Here is a 20,146-nt window from a genome sequence, read left to right on the forward strand (position 1 = left end):
TTAGGAATTGCGGAGCTTTTGAATTAATATGTCGGAAAACGAGTTAACAAGCGGTGACTTCACCGAACAGAACGAACCTTTCAGTCTCTTTGCGTCCTGGCTGCGTGAGGCGGAGACCACCGAACCGAACGATCCGAATGCGGTAGCGCTGGCAACGGTGGATAAGGATGGTTTGCCAAATGTCCGCATGGTTCTTCTGAAAGGTTTCGATAGCGACGGATTCGTATTCTATACAAATTTCGAGAGCCAGAAAGGCCAAGAAATTCTTTCCCAGAAGAAAGCGGCCATGTGCTTCCACTGGAAGTCACTGCGGCGCCAGGTGCGCCTGCGCGGCCTGGTTGAGGTGGTGAGCGATAAGGAAGCCGACGAGTACTATAAGACAAGGCCTCGCGGCAGCCGCATCGGCGCTTGGGCCTCAAAGCAGTCGCGCCCTCTAGAAGGCCGCTTCGCACTGGAAAAGGCCGTTGCCGAATATACTGCCCGCTACGCGATAGGTGATATTCCGCGCCCGCCTTACTGGTCCGGCTTCCGCATCCGGCCGCTGTCGATCGAATTCTGGCACGACCGCCAGTTCCGCCTGCACGATCGCATCGAATTTCGCCGCGATGTACCGGAGGGAGCCTGGCAAAAGGTGCGCATGTATCCCTAAAGTTCGTCGCGATCTTTCAGATTCGCTTCCCGCACTTCAGGTCTTTGGATGTTACGCATGTCGTCGCCGCAAAACCAAAACCGCTGCACACTTTTGCGCGACATGCTTTGAATCCTATGCCGTTTCCCGGCGCCCCATCAGCCGCATGGGGATGCCGGATGCAAGCGCCGACGCAAAGCGAGGCTTTTGGTAATGGCCGTTCAGCGAGAGCCGCGGCAGCAATAGCGGCGAGTTGCCGTTTGCTGTCGTGATCGTGCCTGGGCGGGTGGTGACGCCGACGGAAAAGCCGAGCTCTGCCGCAAGCCGCCCCTCGCGCGAGGAGACGGCCTCGTTCGTGCCATAGGGATAGGCGATTATGGTTGGCCGCTTTCCAGTGATGTCAGCGACGTAACCGGCCGAGAGTGCAATTTCTGCGACCGCCTCTGCCTCGGGCAGCCTTGCCAATGCCCGATGACTCACCGTATGGGCGCCGAGGGAGGCAAGGGGATGGCGAGCGAGCTGCCGCAATTCATCCCGATCCATGATCGATGCATGGACGATGTCGAGCGGCTCCAGGCCGTGACGCCGCGCAAGCTCATCGATCCGGCCGATGGCTTCACTTTCTTCATGACTATGGACAAAGGCGGCGAAGCGGGCAAATGCGGCATGCTTCTGGCTGTCCTTGCCGAGTGGCAGAAACTCTTCTCCCCGTCCGAAATCGAATGTCAGGCGATCAAGCCCGCCAAGCAGTTCGCCCAGCGTCTCCCACCATAAACTATGGGTCCGCTCCGAAAGCCCCTGGGCGACGAAGACGGTGAAGGGCACATCGTGGCGCGCGAAGATTGGTAGGGCGTGGTCAAGATTGTCCCGGTTGCCGTCGTCGAGCGTAAAGGCGACGAAGGGCGGCCTGCCGGCAGCCGCTTTTGTCCGTGACGGAAGAGCGTCGAGTGCGATGAACTCGTAACCGTCCTGTTTCAGCCGGGCGACCGCCTGATCGAGAAAGTCGGGCGAGACCTCCAGATGCGCATTGGGCGCAAAACGGCGGGGGAGGGCAGGGCGGACGTGATGAAGGGTGAAGATCGTGCCGAGACCGGCAACATCGCGCATCAGTCCCGCACCCTTCAAGATTGCGGCAGCCTCAAGCCCGCTTGAGATCATCGTGCGCTTAAGGCGGACCTTGATGCCCTGTTCCATGCGGCTCGACCTGGTTGACCAATGTCAACGCTGTAGCGCATCCCCGTTAAACCTTACTGAATCTTTGCCATAATTTCCAATGCGTTAATGCTTATTTTACCAGGAAAGGCAAAATTGAAGAACTATCGAGGCTGTTGCCTCAATATCGCACCGATATCAGGCTTCTTGTCGCAAAATCGTACAGGGATTGATGCGGTGTGTTGGCATTCTTTCGGTTGGGGACAATTATGAAACGACTTCTGATGGCTTTGTCTGCGGCCGTCTTGCTGTTGAGCGCTCCTGTAGCGAGCTTCGCCGGCAGCGCCTATTTCATCATGGATGCAAAGACCGGCAAAGTGCTGGCATCGAGTAATGCGGATGACCTCAACCATCCGGCATCGCTGACCAAGATGATGACCCTATACATGACCTTCGAGGCGATCCATCGCGGTAAGCTGAGCTGGAATACCCGGATCCCGGTGTCGCGCTTCGCCGCCGCCAAGCCGCCAACCAAACTCGGCCTCAAGCCCGGCGGTACGGTGACTGTCCGCGAAGCCGTCGATGGCATGATCATCAAATCCGCCAACGATGCGGCAGCCGCCATGGCGGAAGCGCTCGGCGGCAGCGAAAGCGGCTTTGCCCGGATGATGACGCAGAAGGCGCGCGAACTCGGCATGCGCCGCACCACCTTCCTGAATGCCTCCGGCTTGCCGAACATGCAGCAGTGGACGACGGCGCGGGATATGTCGACGCTCGCAGTCGCTCTCATCAACAACTATCCCCAGGAATACCGGCTGTTCTCGCAGACGAGCTTCAACTACCGCGGCCATTACGTGCGCGGCCATAACAACCTGATGTATCGCTATGAAGGCATGGACGGTATTAAGACCGGCTACACGAATGCCTCCGGCTTTAACCTCGTCAGCGCCGTGCGTCAGGGCAATCGGCGGGTGATCGGCGTTGTTATGGGCGGCGCCACCGCGCGCGGCCGCGATGCGATGATGGCGTCGCTGTTGGATCGCTATGTGCCCAAGGCAGCCCCCGTGGCGACATCGCGTCTGATGGCGAGCGTCGGCGGCGGCAAGATGGGCAAGCAGGTTGAAGTGGCGTCTGCATCGGACGATGTTGCCGTCGATGTTGATGCCCAGACTACTGCCACGACGACACCTGCACCGGCGCGCAAGCGTACCGAGGTCGTTCCGATGGCATTTGCCGCCGCTTCGAACGTCACCGTGCCGATGGATCGCCCGGCTGCGATGGACGAGATCCTCGTCGATAACAAGCAGACGGCAGCCGCCAGCAAGCCGGTGGTATCCGGAAGCTGGCAGGTGCAGATCGCGGCGACGCCAACCGCCCAGGCTGCCAAGGATCTGCTCTCGGAAGCGAAGTCCAAGGCTGGCAATGCGCTCGCCAATGCCTCGCCCTATACCGAAGCCGTCGGCAAGGGCGCCGGCACGGTCTACCGCGCCCGCTTCACCGGCTTTGCAAGCCGCGACGATGCAAGTTCGGCTTGCTCCGCCTTGAAGCGCAAGGACTTCGATTGCATGCTGCTGCCGAGCAAGGGCTGAGCATAATCTTGATTGGATAGAAGCGAGGCGGCGGTGTTTTTCTCCGCCGGCTCGACTTTTTTGCGGGAATCGTTCATTGATGTGTGGAACATAAAGGGAACGATTTCGATGCTGAAAGATCTGATGGAGCAATTCGAATCGGCTTCAGAACGTTACGCCGCCGATAATGGCATGGAGCGCGACGACGACTGGTTCGTGTTGAAACTCCAGGAAGAAATGGGCGAGTTGGTCCAGATCTGGAATCGGGTCACCGGCCGTGGGCGGCGCAAGGGCATGAGCGACGCGGATCTTGCGACGGCGCTTGCCGATGAAACGGCCGATGTGCTCGGCCATATTCTTCTATTCGCGCATCGCAACGGCCTCGATCTGCCGGCCGCCGTCGAGCGCAAGTGGCTCTTTCGCCCTCAGGCGTAGCAGGCCGGGGCGGCTAGGCCTTGGTGCCGCCCACCGTGATCTGGTCCATGCGCAGATGCGGCTGACCAACGCCGACGGGAACCCATTGGCCGGCCTTGCCGCAATTGCCGATGCCGGTATCGAGCTTCATGTCGTTGCCGATCATCGAAACACGCTTCATCGCGTCCGGCCCATTGCCGATCAGCATCGCACCCTTGATCGGAGCGCCGACCTTGCCGTCCTCGATGAGGTAGGCTTCGGTGCAGCCGAAGACGAATTTGCCCGAGGTGATATCCACCTGGCCGCCGCCAAAGGAAACGGCGTAGATGCCCTTCTTCACCGAGGCGATGATTTCCTCCGGCGTCTTGTCGCCGCCGAGCATATAGGTGTTGGTCATGCGCGGCATCGGCGTATGGGCATAGCCCTGGCGGCGGCCGTTGCCGGTTGCCTTCATGCCCATCAGCCGGGCATTCTGCCGGTCCTGCATGTAGCCGACCAGCTTGCCATTCTCGATCAGCACGTTATAGGCCGAAGGCGTGCCTTCGTCGTCGACGGTGATCGAGCCCCGGCGATTCTCGATCGTGCCGTCATCGACGACGGTAACGCCGGGAGCGGCCACCATCTGGCCGAGCAGGCCGGCGAAAGCCGATGTCTTCTTGCGGTTGAAATCGCCTTCCAGCCCGTGACCGACGGCTTCGTGCAGCATGACGCCCGGCCAGCCGGAGCCGAGCACGACATCCATCGTGCCGGCGGGTGCCTCGATCGCCTCGAGATTGACGAGCGCCTGGCGAAGCGCCTCGTCGGCGCCATGGTGCCAATTGTCCTCCGTGACGAAATCGCCGAAGCCGATGCGGCCGCCCGTGCCGAACGAGCCGGATTCCTGCCGGTCGCCGTCACCCACGATGACGGAGATATTGACGCGCGTCATCGGCCTGACATCGCGGACGCGATGACCGTCGGCGCGAAGAATGTCGACCACCTGCCAGCTTGCGGCGATGGATGCCGTCACCTGGCGTACCTTGTCGTTCTTGTCGCGCAGATAGCTGTCGATCCGCTGCAGGAGCTTTGCCTTTTCCTCGAAGCTCGGCGTGCCGATCGGGTTCTCGTCGCCGTAGAGCACCTTGTTGGTGCGCTGTGGCGCGGCCGCATAGGAGCCGGCATAGCCGGATGTCACCGCACGCACCGCATCGGCGGCGCGCTTCAAGGCCGCTTCGGACAGATCGCCCGCATGGGCATAGCCCACCGCTTCGCCGGCAACGGCGCGAAGGCCGAAGCCCTGCTCGGTGTTGAAGCTGCCGCCCTTCATCCGGCCATTGTCGAAGGTCAGCGATTCCGCCTGGACATGTTCGACGAAGAGCTCGCCGTCATCGGCGCCTGAAAGCGCCTTGGCAACGATGCCGCGCAGCTTCGCTTCATCGGCATCGAAAAGGGTAAGGAGATCGGTATTCATGGATCAGGTGCTCCGTTCAGAGCCGATGTAGGCTTCGCACCGCGCAAGAGCAAGCCCATCCGGTCAGGGAAGGGCGTCGTAGCCGTCCGCGAAGCCCTTCAAATCCACAGGGATGCCGATGCCTTCTTCCGGCGACTGGAAGACGATGAAGGTTGCCGTGGCACCGCTGCGCAGCGTCTTCAGCAACTGATCCTCGAGCACGACTTCTGCGTAGCAGCCGTCGGAGAAGCAGCGCACGAAATAGGCGCGGCCGATATCCTTGCCGTCGATATTGAGGCCGAGACCATTCGGTAGCAGCACGCCGAGCGGCGCCAGCACGCGAAGGATCTTGGATTTGCGGTCAGCCGTCTTCAGCACGACGACGGACAGACCGATTTCCGGACGATCCTCGGCAATCACGTTCTGCATCAGCGCGCATTGCTCGGTCGAGGCGCCGGCCGGCTTGTCGCAGACGACGGACCATGCGCCATGGCTGGAGCGAACCGTACCCGGCGGTTGCGGAACCTGGCTTGTTGGCACCTGCTGCGTATGCGGCTGCTGTTGGCCCGGCTGGTCCGGCTGCAACTGTTGGGTCTGCTGCGCCGGCGGCTGAGTCTGCTGTGCCTGTTGCGCCCATGCGGGTGCAGCAACTGCGGCAGCAACGCTGCCGGTAACAAGCAAAAGCCGGGCGAGGGAACGAAAACCCATGGAAACCTCTAGATTCGAATCAGTGCCGCTATTGTTGAAGCCCAGGCCGGCAAATGAAAAGCCCCGGCTGCTGGATTCCAACCGACTACGGCGGAAATACGACGTCTACTCCATTTTGTCCCGGCGGCGCCATGGACCGCGATGCAATTTTTCGTATGATGATGAAATGCTTGCCATGTCCGAGACAAGCATGGGGGGATATTCGCGCAAAAATGCCGCACTAACAAATGTCTTGAGTTGTTGCGGAGCATCCCAAACTGTGGTTTGAAGCGCAATGGATTGTAGGGATACTGCGTTTGAGGAAGATCTGGGATCAAACGCTGGAGGGAGAGACATCGTGATGAAAAGAGCTTACGCGGCTCTGGCGGCTATGATCTGTCTGCTTTTTGCGACGGGTAGCTACGCCGATCAGCCGAGACCTTGGGAAACCGGTATGCAGCAGGCGGCAACCGGCAACATGCATCAAATCCGCTGGTTTGAGGCATACACGCTTTGGTTTATCATTCCGATCACGCTGCTTGTTCTGGCCCTCCTGGTGGTGGTCATGGTCAAGTTCCGGGCTTCCAAGAACCCGGTTCCGTCCAAGACGAGCCACAACACGCTGATCGAAGTCATCTGGACCATCGGACCGGTCCTCATTCTTCTCTTCCTGGCTATTCCCTCCTTCAATCTACTGACCGATCAGCTGACCTTCCCGGAGAAGACGGATGTCACCGTCAAGGCGACGGCAACGCAATGGCAGTGGAATTATGAATATGAGGGCAGCGGCGCGACGCCGGTTGCCTTCGATTCCTTCATGCTGAAGGAACAGGACCGCACCGCCGCCGGCAAGGACGACAAGTCGAAATATCCGCGGCTGCTTGCTGTCGACAATGAAATGGTCGTGCCTGTCGGCAAGAACGTTCGCCTTCTTATCACCGCCGCACCGGCCGACGTCATCCATTCCTTCGCCATGCCCGCCTTCGGCATCAGGATCGATGCCATTCCGGGCCGTCTGAACGAAACCTGGTTCAATGCTGACCGCGAAGGCCTGTATTATGGACAGTGTTCCGAGCTCTGCGGCAAGGATCACTCTTTCATGCCGATTGCCATCCGCGTCGTCTCCGATGATCAGTACAAGCAGTGGCTTGCCGCTGCTGCAACCGACGTCGGCAAGGCGAACAAGGCTCTGATGGCCGCCGTCGATCAGCCGACGACCGTCAAGGTCGCGGAAAATACGGCGAAGTAAGAGGGTAGGAACAATGGCTGGATCCAAGGCACACGACGATCACTCGCATGAGCTTCACGACGCTCACGCGCACGACGATCATCACGCACACAAGCAGACCTTCGCCGAACGTTGGCTGTTTTCGACGAATCACAAGGATATCGGCACGCTCTATCTGATCTTCGCGATCTTTGCGGGCGTGATCGGCTTCCTCCTCTCCGTTGCCATTCGCATGGAATTGCAGGAGCCAGGCATCCAGATCTTCAGCGGTCTGGCGTCGATGGTCTACGGCTTTTCGGGCGATGCCGCCATTGATGGCGGCAAGCAGATGTACAACGTCTTCGTCACCGCCCACGCGCTGATCATGATCTTCTTCATGGTCATGCCGGCGATGATCGGCGGCTTTGCCAATTGGATGGTGCCGATCATGATCGGCGCGCCCGATATGGCTTTCCCGCGCCTGAACAACATTTCGTTCTGGCTGCTCGTTCCGGCTTTCCTGCTGCTCCTCCTCTCGATGTTTGTCGAAGGCCCGGCAGGTGCCTACGGCGCTGGTGGCGGCTGGACGATGTATGTGCCCTTGTCTGGCACGGTCGGCCATCCCGGCCCGGCGATCGATCTGGTCATCTTCGCGCTGCACATTGCCGGTGCCTCTTCGATCCTCGGTGCGATCAACTTCATCACCACCATCCTGAATATGCGCGCTCCCGGCATGACGCTGCACAAGATGCCGTTGTTTGCCTGGTCGGTGCTGATCACCGCCTTCCTGCTGCTGCTGTCGCTCCCGGTTCTGGCTGGCGCCATCACCATGGTTCTGACGGACCGCAACTTCGGCACGACCTTCTTCGCGCCGGAAGGCGGCGGCGACCCGCTGCTCTATCAGCATCTCTTCTGGTTCTTCGGCCATCCAGAAGTCTACATCCTGATCCTGCCGGGTTTCGGCATGATCAGCCACATCATCTCGACCTTCTCGCGCAAGCCGATCTTCGGCTATCTTGGCATGGCCTACGCCATGGTCGCGATCGGCGCCGTCGGCTTCGTCGTCTGGGCCCACCACATGTACGTGACCGGCCTCTCGCTCGACACGCAGCGCTACTTCGTCTTCGCGACGATGGTCATCGCGGTGCCGACAGGCGTCAAAGTCTTCTCGTGGATCGCGACGATGTGGGGCGGTTCGATCCAGTTCCGCACGCCGATGATCTGGGCGCTCGGCTTCATCTTCCTGTTCACGCTCGGCGGCGTCACCGGCGTCCAGCTCGCCAATGCCGGCCTCGATCGCGAACTGCATGCGACCTATTACGTGGTGGCCCACTTCCACTACGTTCTGTCGCTCGGCGCCGTCTTCGCCATCTTCGCAGCCTGGTACTACTGGTTCCCGAAGATGACGGGCTACATGTACAATGAGCGGATCGGCAACTGGCACTTCTGGATCACCTTCATCGGTGTCAACATGGTGTTCTTCCCGCAGCACTTCCTGGGCCGTGCGGGCATGCCGCGCCGCTATATCGACTATCCGGATGCCTATGCCGGCTGGAACTTCGTTTCCTCCATCGGCTCCTATGTCGCAGCCGTAGGCCTTTGCTTCTTCTTCTGGGGCGTTATAGATGCATTCGCGAAGAAGCGCGTCGCAGGCGATAATCCCTGGGGCGATGGTGCGACCACGCTGGAATGGCAGCTGTCGTCGCCGCCGCCCCACCACCAGTGGGAAGAGCTGCCGCGCATCAAGTAGCTCATTTCCGGACGCCGTAATAAGCGGCGTCCGGTTCAACGGATAATTGGAAGAGAGAATGACGGTCATCGACAATCACGAAGCGCTCGCAAAGCAAGGCGAAACCGGCCTGTCGGAAGCGGGTGCGCGCGATTATTTCGAGCTTCTGAAGCCGCGCGTGATGTCGTTGGTCGTCTTTACTGCCTTCACTGGCCTGGTGCTGGCCCCAGGTCATATCAATCCAGTTCTCGGCTTCATCGCAATCCTCTGCATTGCGGTCGGTGCCGGCGCATCCGGTGCCTTGAACATGTGGTACGACGCCGATATCGATGCCGTCATGACCCGGACCAAGAGCCGGCCGATACCTTCAGGCCGCATCAATCCGTCGGAGGCGCTGGCCTTTGGTCTGGTGCTGTCAGGCTTCTCGGTTGTTATCCTCGGTCTTGCGATTAATTGGCTTTCCGCCGGCATTCTCGCCTTCACCATTTTCTTCTATGCCGTCGTCTACACGATGTGGCTGAAGCGCTCGACGCCGCAGAACATCGTCATCGGCGGTGCAGCCGGCGCTTTCCCGCCCGTTATTGGCTGGGCCTGCGTCACCGGCAGCGTGCCAGTCGAAAGCATTGTGCTCTTCCTCATCATCTTCCTCTGGACGCCGGCCCATTTCTGGGCGCTGGCGCTCTTCAAGATGGGTGATTACGAGGCCGTCGGCGTCCCGATGCTGCCGAATGTCTCCGGCGTTAAGACGACGAAGAATCAGATCGTCGTCTATGCGGTGCTGACCGCCATCTTCGGCGTCGTGCCGACCTTCATGGGCTTTGCGAGCCTCGGCTATGGTGTTGTTGCCGCGATCCTCGGCGTGATCTTCGTGCACTGTTCCATCGCCGTCTGGCGCATGGCCGATGGCGACGTGAAGATGGTGCCGGCAAAGAAGCTCTTTGGCTTCTCCATTTTCTATCTTTTCGCGATCTTTTCCGCGCTATTGATCGACCGGCTCGTTACCGTTCTGATGTCGGGTGGCGGTGGAGGCTGGCTATGATCGAACTCGTCAAGCTGACCGAGGCGCAGAAGAAATCGCGGCGAGGGCGCAATATTGCGCTCGGGCTGGTGCTTGCCGGTCTGGTGGTGCTGTTCTACGCAATCACCATCATCAAGGTCGGTTCCGGACACGTTTGAGGAGGCGTCATGCAGGGGGAGGTCACAAAAAGCACGAGAAGCGGCGGCCGCAACAACGGGATGATCGTTGCCATGTGCCTGAGCTTCGTCGTCGGCATGAGCGCCATGTGCGCCGCCGCCGTGCCGCTCTATCGCATGTTCTGCCAGGTGACGGGCTATAACGGCACGACGCAGCGCGTCGAGCAGGTCTCGAACGTCATCCTCGACAAGCAGATCCAGGTTTCCTTCGACGCCAATGTCGCGCCGGGCCTGCCGTGGGATTTCAAGCCGCTGCAGAAGTCGGTGAGCCCGAAGATCGGCGAGACGGTCGAGGTCAAGTTCCAGATCGAGAACAAGTCGGACAAGATGGAGCGCGGCCAGGCGATCTTCAATGTCACGCCGTTGGAAGCCGGGGTCTATTTCAACAAGGTCCAGTGTTTCTGCTTCAATGAGACGGATCTCGCGCCCGGAGAAAAGCGCGAGATGTCGGTGGTTTTCTATGTCGATCCTGAGATCACCAAGGCTGTGGAAACCAAGACGATCAATGCGCTGACACTATCCTACACCTACTACCCGCGGGAAGGCGCAAAGCCCGTGGCTTCCAATGACGGCGGTACGAAGCCGGTGGAAAAGAAACTTTGATGGAGAGTGCTTCTCGGTTTGACCGGAAGCAATATGGGAAAAAGTTATTCGGGGATTGCTGATATGGCCGAGGCGCATCAGAGAAAACACGACTATCACATTATCGATCCCAGCCCGTGGCCGATCATTGCGGCCTTTGGGGCGTTCGTGATCACCTTCGGCGGCGTCTGCTTCATGCGCTACCTGAATGGCGGCGCGGTACATCTGTTCGGGATCAATTTCGCGCAGCCCTGGCTGTTCTTCATCGGCCTCGCCGTGATCCTCTACGTCATGTACGGCTGGTGGGCGGACACGATCAAGGAAGCGCATGAGGGCGCGCATACCCGAGTCGTCTCGCTGCATCTGCGCTACGGCATGATTATGTTCATCGCTTCTGAAGTGATGTTCTTCGTCGCCTGGTTCTGGGCCTATTTCGATGTCAGCCTGTTCCCGAACGAGGCGATCCAGGCATCGCGCACAGCCTTCCTTGGCGGCCAGTTCCCGCCGAAGGGCGTTGAGGTTCTCGACCCCTGGCATCTGCCGATCTACAACACCATTATCCTGCTGCTGTCGGGCACGACCGTCACCTGGGCTCACCATGCGCTGCTGCATGGCGACCGCAAGGGACTGATCCAGGGCCTGACGCTGACGGTCCTCTTGGGCGCCTTGTTCTCCTGCGTCCAGGCCTATGAATATGCCCACGCTCCGTTCGAATTCAGAAACTCGATCTATGGCGCGACCTTCTTCATGGCGACCGGCTTCCATGGCTTCCACGTTCTGATCGGCACGATCTTCCTGCTGGTCTGCCTGGTTCGCGCCATCCGGGGCGATTTCACGCCGAAGCAGCATTTCGGCTTCGAGGCGGCCGCCTGGTACTGGCATTTCGTCGACGTCGTCTGGCTGTTCCTGTTCTTCTGCATCTATGTCTGGGGCAGCTGGGGCGCACCGCTCGCAGCTGGCTGATCGGTATCGATCTCTGGAAAACCAAAGGCGGCGCTTAGCGCCAGCCTTTAACTGAAATGCTGAATGCCTTCTGTCGCGAAACTCTTCCTTTTGCGAGCGATATTTTAGCTGGACTTTTGCGCCGTTCGAAAGTCAGGAAATTTGCGGCTTTTGCACGACACAGAAAAGATTGCCGTCAGGGTCTTGCAAAACCACATAGTCGGCATTTTCCGGATAGCGCCACGGGTACTGTTTCGCTCCGATCGTCAGCAAGCGATTGACTTCCTCCTGCTGGCGATCGGTATAAAGATCCAAGTGCAGCCAGCTTCTCCGCCAGCCACTTCGGTCACGGGCCTGAAAGGAGACATTCGGGCCGTGGCCTTCAGGATCACGAAGCACAACCCAGTCATCGCTCACAGGCTCACGCGGGACGTAATGCAAGGCTTCCTGCCAGAAGGCGACCATGCGCTCAAACTCACAGCAATGGATCACGATCGAGCCGATTTTGATCATTGTGGCTGCCTTCTTCGCGGCACGGCGTGCTCTCGAATGGAATAAAGAGACATAGGCTGTCGCTAAAATCCCTGAAACCTGCGGCACATTTTGCGACTAAAGCCAGTGGCGTAACAAGTCTCAAGATTCTGCGACGGTATGATTGCCAGATTGCTGTCCGTCCGAAATGCCTATGCCATAAGGTTTCAGCAGCAGTATTTACTTGGATTCCACATTAACTCAGGGGCGGCGCTCAGCGCCTGTCTTTTGTTTTGATGCCCTCAATCCCTTGAGGCAATCCTCTCGAATGCCGTCGGATGAGGCAGACCTTCAGCGAGCAATCGCCGGATCTGCTCGGCGCATGCCTTGGGGTCGCTCACGGACGTATCAATCTCCAGATCGTAAATGCCGGGCCGATGTACCTGTTCCTGCCAGGCAACGACCGGCACAGGGACAGGCATGCCAGCCTCGACCTTGACGTAAGTGTCCCGTCTTTCCGGACCTTCGGCCAGCCGCCGCCCCATCACGACATCAAGCGGGCAGTGCACGCCGACAAACAGAGCGGGCAGCCCCGTCAGCAGCCGGGCGCAATCGGCGAGAATGCCGAGCGGTTGGGAATAGCTGTCATGATGACCGAACTCGGCGACGACATTCAATCCCATGCGGCTGTGTGCAGCGATCGAGGCATAGAGTGCGGCATAAAAGCGCGCAACCAGCGGCTCGAGATCAGGCCGCTCGCCGCCGGGACGCAAGCCGATGCCCGGACGGTAGCGCGGGGGCGTGATATGCCGCACATGGGCGTCGACGCCGAGGTTGACCCACACGCCCTCAAAATCGGCCTGTATCGCCTCGACGATGCTGCTTTTTCCGGACCGCGGCGCACCATTGAGGATGATGATCCGGCCGGGTGGACTGCCTTCGCTGAATGGCATGAATTCGATCCCTTTTGCTTGTTTTGAGGCTGATGAGGGGGAGCTGAGAGCTTTTCGATTGGACGGATGCATGCTTCGCAGTTAGTTATAATGATAGGGGCGAGGTTCATGTGATCGCTCGCTATTTTAGCTGATCGAGACGGAACTTTGGGCTCAGAGCAAGATAATACGCCGGACGAGGCATCCCATAGCGACAGCGCCCTCTTTGCGCCCGTCGATCCGTTCAAGGTCGGCATACAGGGATGTTGCCCCCGTTGCGGCCAAGGCAAGCTCTTCGATGGATTATTGTCGCTGAAGCCGCGCTGTGCGGCCTGTGATCTCGATTACGCCTTCGCGGATGCGGGCGATGGTCCGGCGGTCTTCGTCATTCTGATCGTCGGCTTCATCATTATCGGCTCGGTCCTGTGGATGCAGATCAATTATGCGCCGCCGGTATGGGTCTATATCGTGCTGTTCGCGCCGCTGACGATCATCCTTTCGCTTCTGTCACTGCGCTGGTGCAAGGGCATCCTGATTGCCCTGCAATATCGCAACAACGCCGCCGAAGGGCGTGTCCACCGTGACTGAGGCCGCAGTGCCTGTGCGCCGTGCCAATCCCTTGTGGCAAATCGCCAAGGCGCTGCTTCTGCTCGTTGCGCTCGTCCTCCTCATCGGGCTCGGCACCTGGCAGGTCGAGCGACTGCAATGGAAAGAGAGCCTGCTGGCTGACATAGCGGCCCGCAAGGACGCGCCGGCTATGTCCTTGTCGGCGATCGAGACGATGGCGGCATCCGGCGGCGATATCGAATATCGTGTCGTAACCGCCACCGGCCATTACCTCAACGACAAGGAGCGGCATTTCCTCGCCACCTACGATGGCGATCCCGGCTATCACATCTATACGCCGCTGCAGCTGGACGACGGCCGCTTCGTCTTCGTCAACCGAGGCTTCGTTCCCACAGAGGCGAAGGACCCAGAAAAGCGCAAACAGGGTGAATTGACCGGCGAACAGACTGTCACTGGTCTTGCCCGCGCCAAACTCACCGAGCGGCCCGACGGCATGCCGGACAATGATCTCGGCAAGAACATCTTCTTCTGGAAGGATCTGGACGTCATGACCTCCAGTGTCGGCCTGCCGAAGGACAAGGTGCTGCCCTTTTTCATCGATGCCGACAAGACGCCCAATCCGGCAGGTCTGCCCATCGGCGGCGTCACCATCATCGATCTGCCGAACAATCACCTGCAATATGCCGTGACCTGGTATGGCTTGGCAGCGGCGCTGGCAGCGATCGTCGCCATATCCTGGTGGCGCAAGCGCCATCCGGACGCGCCCTCACAATAGAGGCATGCAATAGAATAGCTTCATTTCGATGGAATATTCCGCTAGAGCATGATCCCAAAAAGTGCGCAGCGGTTTTTGAATAAGATCATGCGGACTGAATAGAGCAGGCGGCAGTGCAGCCCTATCTATGGCTCACGCCACTGTCGCATTTCGGAAGAGATATGAACATAGCCGTTTCCAAACCTGACCTGACCATCCGGCTTTGCGGGCCGCGCGGCTTCTGCGCCGGCGTCGACCGCGCCATTCAGATCGTCGTTCTGGCGCTGAAAGCCTATGGCGCGCCGGTTTATGTCCGCCACGAGATCGTCCATAACCGCTATGTCGTCGAAGGGTTGGAAGCTAAGGGCGCCATCTTCGTCGAGGAGCTGGACGAGATTCCAGCCGAGCATCGCGCCCAGCCTGTCGTCTTCTCGGCGCATGGCGTGCCGAAGTCCGTGCCGGCCGATGCCGACCAGCGCAATCTCTTCTATCTCGATGCCACCTGTCCGCTGGTCTCCAAGGTGCACAAGCAGGCCATGCGCCACAATCGCCTTGGCCGCCACGTCGTCCTGATCGGCCATGCCGGCCATCCGGAAGTGATCGGCACCATGGGGCAGTTGCCAGAGGGTGCCGTGTCGCTGATCGAGACCGTGGAGGATGCCGACGTCTACCAGCCTGATGATCCGGACAATCTCGGCTTCGTCACGCAGACGACGCTCTCGGTTGACGATACCGCAGGCGTCATTGCGCGGCTGCAGGAGCGTTTTCCCAATCTCACCGCACCGGCCGCCGATTCGATCTGCTATGCCACGACCAACCGCCAGGAAGTGGTGAAGGAGGCGGCGCCGGGCTGCGATCTCTTCATCGTCGTCGGTGCGCCGAATTCGTCGAATTCCAAGCGCCTCGTCGAAGTGGCGCTGAGGGCAGGGGCGAAGAAATCCGTCCTTGTCCAGCGCGCTGCCGAGATCGATTGGGATAATATCGGCGATATCAAGACGGTCGGTTTGTCCGCTGGTGCATCCGCGCCAGAAGTCATCGTCAACGAGATCATCGAAGCCTTCCGCGCCCGCTATAATGCTGTGGTGGAACTCGCTGAAACTGTGAAGGAAACCGAGAATTTCCTCGTCAATCGCGAGCTTCGCAGTATAGAGCTGACGACAGCAGATATGGCTTTCGTCAACGGAGAATGAGAGGGCCACCTCTTCCTTCGAGGCCTTGCCGCTTGCGCTGACGCTACATCGGCAAAGCACCTCAGGATGAGGTGGAGCGAATTTTGCCGCCAGACGCCTCGATCAGCCCTCATGGTGAGGAGGCGCTCCTGAGCTTGTCGAAGGGGGCCGTCTCGAACCACGAGGGCGGGTGGCTGTGGCAGCTTATATGTATCAAGGGAATAGTTCGTGGCCGTTTATACCGATATTACCGAAGACGATTTGAAGTGGTTCCTGACCGAGTATGATGTCGGCGAGTTGCTCTCCTACAAGGGCATTGCCGAAGGCGTCGAGAATTCGAACTTCCTCTTACATACGAGCCGCGATCCGCTGATCCTGACGCTTTATGAGAAGCGCGTCGACAAGGGCGATCTGCCGTTTTTTCTGGGGCTGATGCAGCATCTGGCGAGCCGTGGTCTGTCCTGTCCGCTGCCCTTGCCGCGCCGTGACGGCGCCTTGCTCGGCCATCTCTCCGGCCGCCCTGCCGCCCTGATCTCCTTCCTCGAGGGTATGTGGCTGCGCAAGCCCGAAGCGCATCATTGCCGCGAAGTCGGCAAGGCACTGGCCGCCATGCATATTGCCGGCGAGGGTTTCGAGATCCGTCGCCCGAATGCATTGTCGATCGCGGGCTGGCAGACACTCTGGGAAAAATCCGAGGCACGCGCTGACGAAGTTGAAGCCGGCCTGCAGGATGAAATCCGCGGCGAACTCGATTTCCTTGCAAAGCATTGGCCTAAGGGTCTGCCCGCGGGCGTCATCCATGCCGATCTTTTCCCGGACAATGTCTTCTTCCTCGGGGACAAGCTCTCTGGCCTCATTGATTTCTATTTCGCCTGCAACGATCAGCTCGCCTACGATGTCTCAATCTGCCTGAATGCCTGGTGCTTCGAAAAGGATCACGCCTATAATATCACCAAAGGCATGGCGCTGCTGGAGGGCTATCAGAGCATGCGGCCGCTGAGCCCTGCCGAAATCGCCGCCCTGCCGACGCTGGCCCGCGGCTCGTCGCTGCGCTTCTTCCTGACGCGCCTCTACGATTGGCTGACGACCCCAGCCGGGGCAATGGTCACCAAGAAAGACCCGATCGAATATCTGCGCAAACTGCGCTTCCACCGCCAGATCGCTTCATCAGCCGAATACGGGCTGAAGGCATGAAGCACGTCGATATTTTTACGGACGGCGCCTGCTCCGGCAATCCCGGCCCCGGCGGCTGGGGGGCGGTGCTTCGCTATGGCGAGGTGGAAAAGGAACTCTCCGGCGGCGAGGCGGAGACGACCAACAACCGCATGGAGCTGATGGCGGCGATCTCGGCACTCGGCGCCCTTAAGAGCCCCTGCGAGGTCGATCTCTATACCGACAGCGTCTACGTCAAGGACGGCATCACCAAGTGGATCTTCGGCTGGAAGAAGAACGGCTGGAAGACCGCAGACAAGAAACCGGTGAAGAATGCCGAGCTCTGGCAGGCGCTGGACGAGGCCTATAACAGACATAAGGTGACGCTGCACTGGGTCAAGGGCCATGCGGGACATCCGGAGAATGAGCGCGCCGACGAACTGGCGCGCAAGGGCATGGAGCCGTTTAAGCGGAAGTAGCTCGTCGGCGATAAACTCGGACCAGCCGCGCCGCACAGAACTCGATCACGCTAAGACATGATCGAGCGCACTTCTCACGCGCGCCTTTTCGGCTGCGGAGAGCGGCAGGATCGGGCGCGGCGGATCAATCCTGCAAAGATCGAGCGCTTCGGCAATCGCATACATGACGCGGAAGCTGCCGAACTCTTTGAACAGGCTCCATAACGGTTGGAATTTTCGATCGAGCCGTTCGGCTTCAGCGGCGTCGCCGGCTTGAGCGGCCCATGTGAGCGCCAGCGCCTCGGCGGGCAGGAGGCCGCCGACAACGCTGTACCAGGCATCGGCACCGGCGAGCAGCCCGGCCGCTGCTCCCCAATCGCCGCTGTAACCGATGGCGAAACCTTTTGGCGTTTCCTGGCGCAGACGCCCTATCTCTTCCTGGAAATCGCCGCTTTGCGGCAGAGGCATCTTCACCGCCGCGATATTCGTCACCTTTGCCAGGCGGGCAATCAGCCCATCGCTGAATGTGAATTTCGTCGTGCCGGGATTGTTGTAGATGCAGAGCGGCAGTTCGCCGGCTTCCGCGACGGCTGCGAAGTGCTGATAGACCTCCTCCTCCGTGAGTGGAGTATAAGACACCGGGGCCAGCAGCAGCCCGTCCGCACCGGCCGCCTTGGCATCGCGCGCCAATGCCTGCGCTTCGTCGGTCCGCAGCGCTCCGACGCCTACGATGACGGGGAGCCTGCCGCCGACACTTGTCATTGCCGCCTGTACGGCCCGCCGGCGCTCCTCGGGTGACAGAAAGGCGTAGCCGCCCGTACTGCCGAGCAACCCGATGGAATCAACGCCCGCCAGTTGGATGCGTTCGAGCAGGCGGGCGAGCACTACAATATCAACATGTCCGGAAGCATCGGTCGGGGTAATCGGAAAGGCCGAAAGGCCAGTAAAGAGCGTCACGATTGTTTTCCTTCTCTGTCAGGCTCAGACCCGCGATAGCGCTCGAAAAGCAGAAGCTGAAATCGTCCTACGCTTAGCACCGTGTGACTGTCCATGAATGTAACGCAGAAATCATACTCCACTCAGCAGCTTGGTGGCGATCATCCACATGGTAAGGGCAATGAGCGTTTCCAGAATGCGCCAGGATGCGGGTTTCGCAAAGATCGGCCTCAGCCACCTCGCGCCAAAGCCGAGCGAAAAGAAGAACAGGAAAGAACCCGTCATGGCACCCGCCGCAAATGAAGCTTCGTTTCCCGGAAATCGGGTGGAAATCGTGCCAAGCAGCGCGACCGTGTCTAAGTAGACATGCGGGTTGAGCCAGGTAAGCGCCAGGCACATGGCAAGCGTCTGCCGGAAGCTCGATGCCTTCGCCTCTCCGGCAGCCAGCACCGCGGTCGAACGAAAGGCGGAATAGAGGCTCTTGGCTCCGTACCAGATCAGGAAGGCCGCTCCTGCATAGCGCATGACAGGATCGAGCCAGGGCAGCAGCGCGGAGATCTGGCGAAAGCTCGTCACCCCGAGCACGATGAGCGCGGCATCCGAGAGCGCACATGCAAGGCAAACGGCGAATACATGTTCATTGCGAAGACCCTGACGCAGGACGAAGGCGTTTTGCGCGCCGATCGCGACAATCAGGCTGAGCCCCATCATCAGGCCCGTCATATAGATCGAAAAATTCATGCCTACCGAAGTGCTCCAAAACCGATGAGCATTTCCGGTATCGGCATATGAAGATTTAGGCTACTTAATGTTGCTAATCCAGATTAAGAAAAACTAAGCCATGCTCGATTATTCCGCTCTCCGTGCCGTTTCAATGGTCGTCCAGACCGGCAGCTTCGAAAAGGCGGCAGCCATTCTCAACGTCACGCCTTCGGCCGTCTCGCAGCGGGTGAAGCAGCTTGAAGAGCGCCTCGGCATCGTCCTGATCGTCAGGGGTAATCCCTGCACCGCGACGGAAAAGGGTGATTGGCTCTGCCGCCATATGGAGAATGTCGGCATGCTGGAAGACGAGCTGTTCGGACGTTTGCCGGCGCTCGTCGATCCCGACGATCCCAAGCAAAGGGTCACGCTTCACATTGCCACGAATGCCGATAGCCTCGGGACGTGGTTCGTGGAAGCCATATCCGGTTTTACCAAACGCTCTCCCTATCTCTTGAATATCGCCATCGACGACCAGGATCATACGGCCGAATGGCTGCAGCGGGGGCGGGTTATTGCAGCTGTCACCAGCCTGGAAAAGCCGATCCAGGGATGTCGGCGTATGTTTCTCGGCGCGCTTCGCTACCATGCGACGGCAAGTCCCGCTTTCATCGCCCGGCATTTTTCAAAAGGTGTTACCCCGGAAGCGATCCAGAACGCGCCGGCACTGACCTTCAACCAGAAGGATAGGCTTCAAAGCCGCTGGATACGCCAGACATTCGGCGAGGATTTTGCCTATCCGAGCCACTGGCTGCCTTCGACTCAAGGCTTCGTCGATGCCAGCCTTGCAGGCATGGGATGGGGAATGAATCCCATCCAGCTTGTGCGGGAGCATCTGGAAGCCGGGCGCTTGGTCGAACTGATCCCGGACACGCCGTTGTATATTCCATTATATTGGCAAGTGAACCGTCTCGCGGCCGACCGGCTTGCGGAATTGACACGCGAAATCACTGCGGCAGCCAAAGCTCATCTGTCGGTGTGAGCTATTTTTCCAGCTAACACGTCGCCATTCGCCTCGCTACCGGAATGCAATGTTCGCGAATTGGTGCCTTGCCCGGCTGCCCTTTCCCTCTATGCTGCCGCCGACTTCCAGGGAGATTGCCTTATGATCCTGCATTGCGTTTTTCTTAGACTTAAATCCGCCCTGACACAGGACGACAAGAGGGCGCTCTTCGACGCCGTCGTCGCCTTGCAAAAGGTCATTCCGGGCATTGTTGATGTGAAATATGGGCCGAATGTCTCGCCCGAGGGCTTGCATGGCGGCTTCGCCGATGGATTTGTCGTCACCTTCGAGAGTGTCGAAGCGCGCGATGCCTATCTGGTGCATCCCGATCACGTCGCCGTCGGCGAACGCATCGTTTCGTCCACGGACGGTGGTCTGGCCGGCCTGATGGTCTTCGATTTCAACATTTAAGT

General features: G+C 59.4%; 23 protein-coding genes. 16 read left to right on the forward strand and 7 right to left on the reverse strand.

Annotated elements, in window-relative coordinates; translation table 11 throughout:
- Positions 1-28: 28 nt before the first annotated feature.
- Positions 29-649 carry a pyridoxamine 5'-phosphate oxidase gene (pdxH, locus tag PH558_RS16150; RefSeq protein ID WP_112605952.1) on the forward strand — a complete coding sequence of 207 codons (621 nt, stop codon included), beginning with the start codon at positions 29-31 and terminating at the stop codon, positions 647-649.
- Between the two features lie 114 nt (positions 650-763).
- On the opposite strand, the gene PH558_RS16155 is transcribed toward pdxH, so the two are convergent.
- Positions 764-1,822, reverse strand: a complete 1,059-nt coding sequence (locus PH558_RS16155) for a polysaccharide deacetylase family protein (protein WP_285205486.1) — start codon at positions 1,820-1,822, stop codon at positions 764-766.
- Positions 1,823-2,049: 227 nt separating this feature from the next.
- Here PH558_RS16155 and PH558_RS16160 point away from each other — a divergent pair, with 227 nt between their 5' ends.
- Together PH558_RS16160 and PH558_RS16165 are read left to right on the forward strand one after the other, a co-directional pair.
- Complete coding sequence (locus PH558_RS16160) at positions 2,050-3,369, forward strand: D-alanyl-D-alanine carboxypeptidase family protein (protein ID WP_285205488.1); 1,320 nt, start codon at positions 2,050-2,052, stop codon at positions 3,367-3,369.
- A gap of 108 nt (positions 3,370-3,477) precedes the next feature.
- The gene (locus PH558_RS16165; protein ID WP_285205490.1) at positions 3,478-3,783 is read left to right on the forward strand and encodes a nucleoside triphosphate pyrophosphohydrolase family protein; all 306 of its coding nucleotides are present in this window, start codon (positions 3,478-3,480) and stop codon (positions 3,781-3,783) included.
- A 13-nt stretch (positions 3,784-3,796) separates the two neighbouring features.
- Here PH558_RS16165 and tldD read toward each other — a convergent pair whose 3' ends face one another.
- Entirely contained in the window at positions 3,797-5,212 is a 1,416-nt protein-coding gene (gene tldD, locus PH558_RS16170) for a metalloprotease TldD (protein ID WP_285205495.1), read from the reverse strand.
- Positions 5,213-5,275: 63 nt separating this feature from the next.
- Entirely contained in the window at positions 5,276-5,899 is a 624-nt protein-coding gene (locus tag PH558_RS16175) for an invasion associated locus B family protein (RefSeq protein WP_069613870.1), read from the reverse strand.
- 340 nt (positions 5,900-6,239) lie between these two features.
- Between PH558_RS16175 and coxB the strand changes: the two genes are divergently transcribed.
- From coxB to PH558_RS16205, 6 genes are all read left to right on the forward strand, one after another.
- A complete protein-coding gene (coxB, locus tag PH558_RS16180) occupies positions 6,240-7,127 on the forward strand; it encodes a cytochrome c oxidase subunit II (protein ID WP_095434150.1) in 888 nt (295 codons plus the stop codon).
- A gap of 13 nt (positions 7,128-7,140) precedes the next feature.
- Positions 7,141-8,835, forward strand: a complete 1,695-nt coding sequence (gene ctaD / locus PH558_RS16185) for a cytochrome c oxidase subunit I (RefSeq protein WP_095434151.1) — start codon at positions 7,141-7,143, stop codon at positions 8,833-8,835.
- Positions 8,836-8,893: 58 nt separating this feature from the next.
- The gene (locus PH558_RS16190) at positions 8,894-9,853 is read left to right on the forward strand and encodes a heme o synthase (protein WP_095434152.1); all 960 of its coding nucleotides are present in this window, start codon (positions 8,894-8,896) and stop codon (positions 9,851-9,853) included.
- The gene (locus PH558_RS16195) at positions 9,850-9,990 is read left to right on the forward strand and encodes a hypothetical protein (protein ID WP_015339051.1); all 141 of its coding nucleotides are present in this window, start codon (positions 9,850-9,852) and stop codon (positions 9,988-9,990) included. The genes PH558_RS16190 and PH558_RS16195 overlap by 4 nt, the downstream gene beginning before the upstream one ends.
- A gap of 9 nt (positions 9,991-9,999) precedes the next feature.
- Positions 10,000-10,611 (forward strand): cytochrome c oxidase assembly protein, encoded by a 612-nt coding sequence (locus tag PH558_RS16200; protein WP_095434153.1) that lies wholly within the window; start codon positions 10,000-10,002, stop codon positions 10,609-10,611.
- 63 nt (positions 10,612-10,674) lie between these two features.
- Complete coding sequence (locus PH558_RS16205; RefSeq protein WP_095434154.1) at positions 10,675-11,553, forward strand: cytochrome c oxidase subunit 3; 879 nt, start codon at positions 10,675-10,677, stop codon at positions 11,551-11,553.
- Positions 11,554-11,685: 132 nt separating this feature from the next.
- Here the strand turns inward: PH558_RS16205 and PH558_RS16210 are convergent, their stop codons facing one another.
- Positions 11,686-12,045: a VOC family protein gene (locus PH558_RS16210; protein ID WP_095434155.1), complete on the reverse strand. Its 360-nt coding sequence runs from the start codon at positions 12,043-12,045 to the stop codon at positions 11,686-11,688.
- Positions 12,046-12,305: 260 nt separating this feature from the next.
- Positions 12,306-12,956 carry a chloramphenicol phosphotransferase CPT family protein gene (locus tag PH558_RS16215; protein ID WP_285205506.1) on the reverse strand — a complete coding sequence of 217 codons (651 nt, stop codon included), beginning with the start codon at positions 12,954-12,956 and terminating at the stop codon, positions 12,306-12,308.
- A gap of 147 nt (positions 12,957-13,103) precedes the next feature.
- Here PH558_RS16215 and PH558_RS16220 point away from each other — a divergent pair, with 147 nt between their 5' ends.
- The 5 genes from PH558_RS16220 to rnhA all read left to right on the forward strand — a co-directional run bounded on the left by PH558_RS16220 (position 13,104) and on the right by rnhA (position 17,056).
- Positions 13,104-13,523, forward strand: coding sequence for a DUF983 domain-containing protein (locus tag PH558_RS16220; protein ID WP_095434157.1), 420 nt, complete (start codon positions 13,104-13,106; stop codon positions 13,521-13,523).
- Complete coding sequence (locus PH558_RS16225; RefSeq protein WP_095434158.1) at positions 13,516-14,277, forward strand: SURF1 family protein; 762 nt, start codon at positions 13,516-13,518, stop codon at positions 14,275-14,277. Before PH558_RS16220 ends, PH558_RS16225 begins: the two co-directional genes overlap by 8 nt.
- 161 nt (positions 14,278-14,438) lie before the next feature.
- Entirely contained in the window at positions 14,439-15,446 is a 1,008-nt protein-coding gene (gene ispH, locus PH558_RS16230) for a 4-hydroxy-3-methylbut-2-enyl diphosphate reductase (RefSeq protein WP_095434159.1), read from the forward strand.
- Between the two features lie 207 nt (positions 15,447-15,653).
- Entirely contained in the window at positions 15,654-16,619 is a 966-nt protein-coding gene (locus tag PH558_RS16235; protein ID WP_285205512.1) for a homoserine kinase, read from the forward strand.
- Positions 16,616-17,056: a ribonuclease HI gene (rnhA, locus tag PH558_RS16240; RefSeq protein WP_095434161.1), complete on the forward strand. Its 441-nt coding sequence runs from the start codon at positions 16,616-16,618 to the stop codon at positions 17,054-17,056. Before PH558_RS16235 ends, rnhA begins: the two co-directional genes overlap by 4 nt.
- A gap of 45 nt (positions 17,057-17,101) precedes the next feature.
- On the opposite strand, the gene PH558_RS16245 is transcribed toward rnhA, so the two are convergent.
- Both PH558_RS16245 and PH558_RS16250 read right to left on the reverse strand, forming a co-directional pair.
- A complete protein-coding gene (locus PH558_RS16245; RefSeq protein WP_285205519.1) occupies positions 17,102-17,992 on the reverse strand; it encodes a dihydrodipicolinate synthase family protein in 891 nt (296 codons plus the stop codon).
- Between the two features lie 111 nt (positions 17,993-18,103).
- Positions 18,104-18,712 (reverse strand): LysE/ArgO family amino acid transporter, encoded by a 609-nt coding sequence (locus PH558_RS16250; protein WP_285205520.1) that lies wholly within the window; start codon positions 18,710-18,712, stop codon positions 18,104-18,106.
- A gap of 100 nt (positions 18,713-18,812) precedes the next feature.
- Between PH558_RS16250 and PH558_RS16255 the strand changes: the two genes are divergently transcribed.
- Together PH558_RS16255 and PH558_RS16260 are read left to right on the forward strand one after the other, a co-directional pair.
- Positions 18,813-19,712 (forward strand): LysR family transcriptional regulator ArgP, encoded by a 900-nt coding sequence (locus PH558_RS16255; RefSeq protein WP_285205521.1) that lies wholly within the window; start codon positions 18,813-18,815, stop codon positions 19,710-19,712.
- A gap of 123 nt (positions 19,713-19,835) precedes the next feature.
- Entirely contained in the window at positions 19,836-20,144 is a 309-nt protein-coding gene (locus PH558_RS16260) for a Dabb family protein (RefSeq protein WP_285205522.1), read from the forward strand.
- Positions 20,145-20,146 lie beyond the last annotated feature (2 nt).

Source organism: Rhizobium pantanalense, from assembly GCF_030182525.1.
In the GTDB taxonomy this organism is placed as follows: Bacteria; Pseudomonadota; Alphaproteobacteria; order Rhizobiales; family Rhizobiaceae; genus Rhizobium.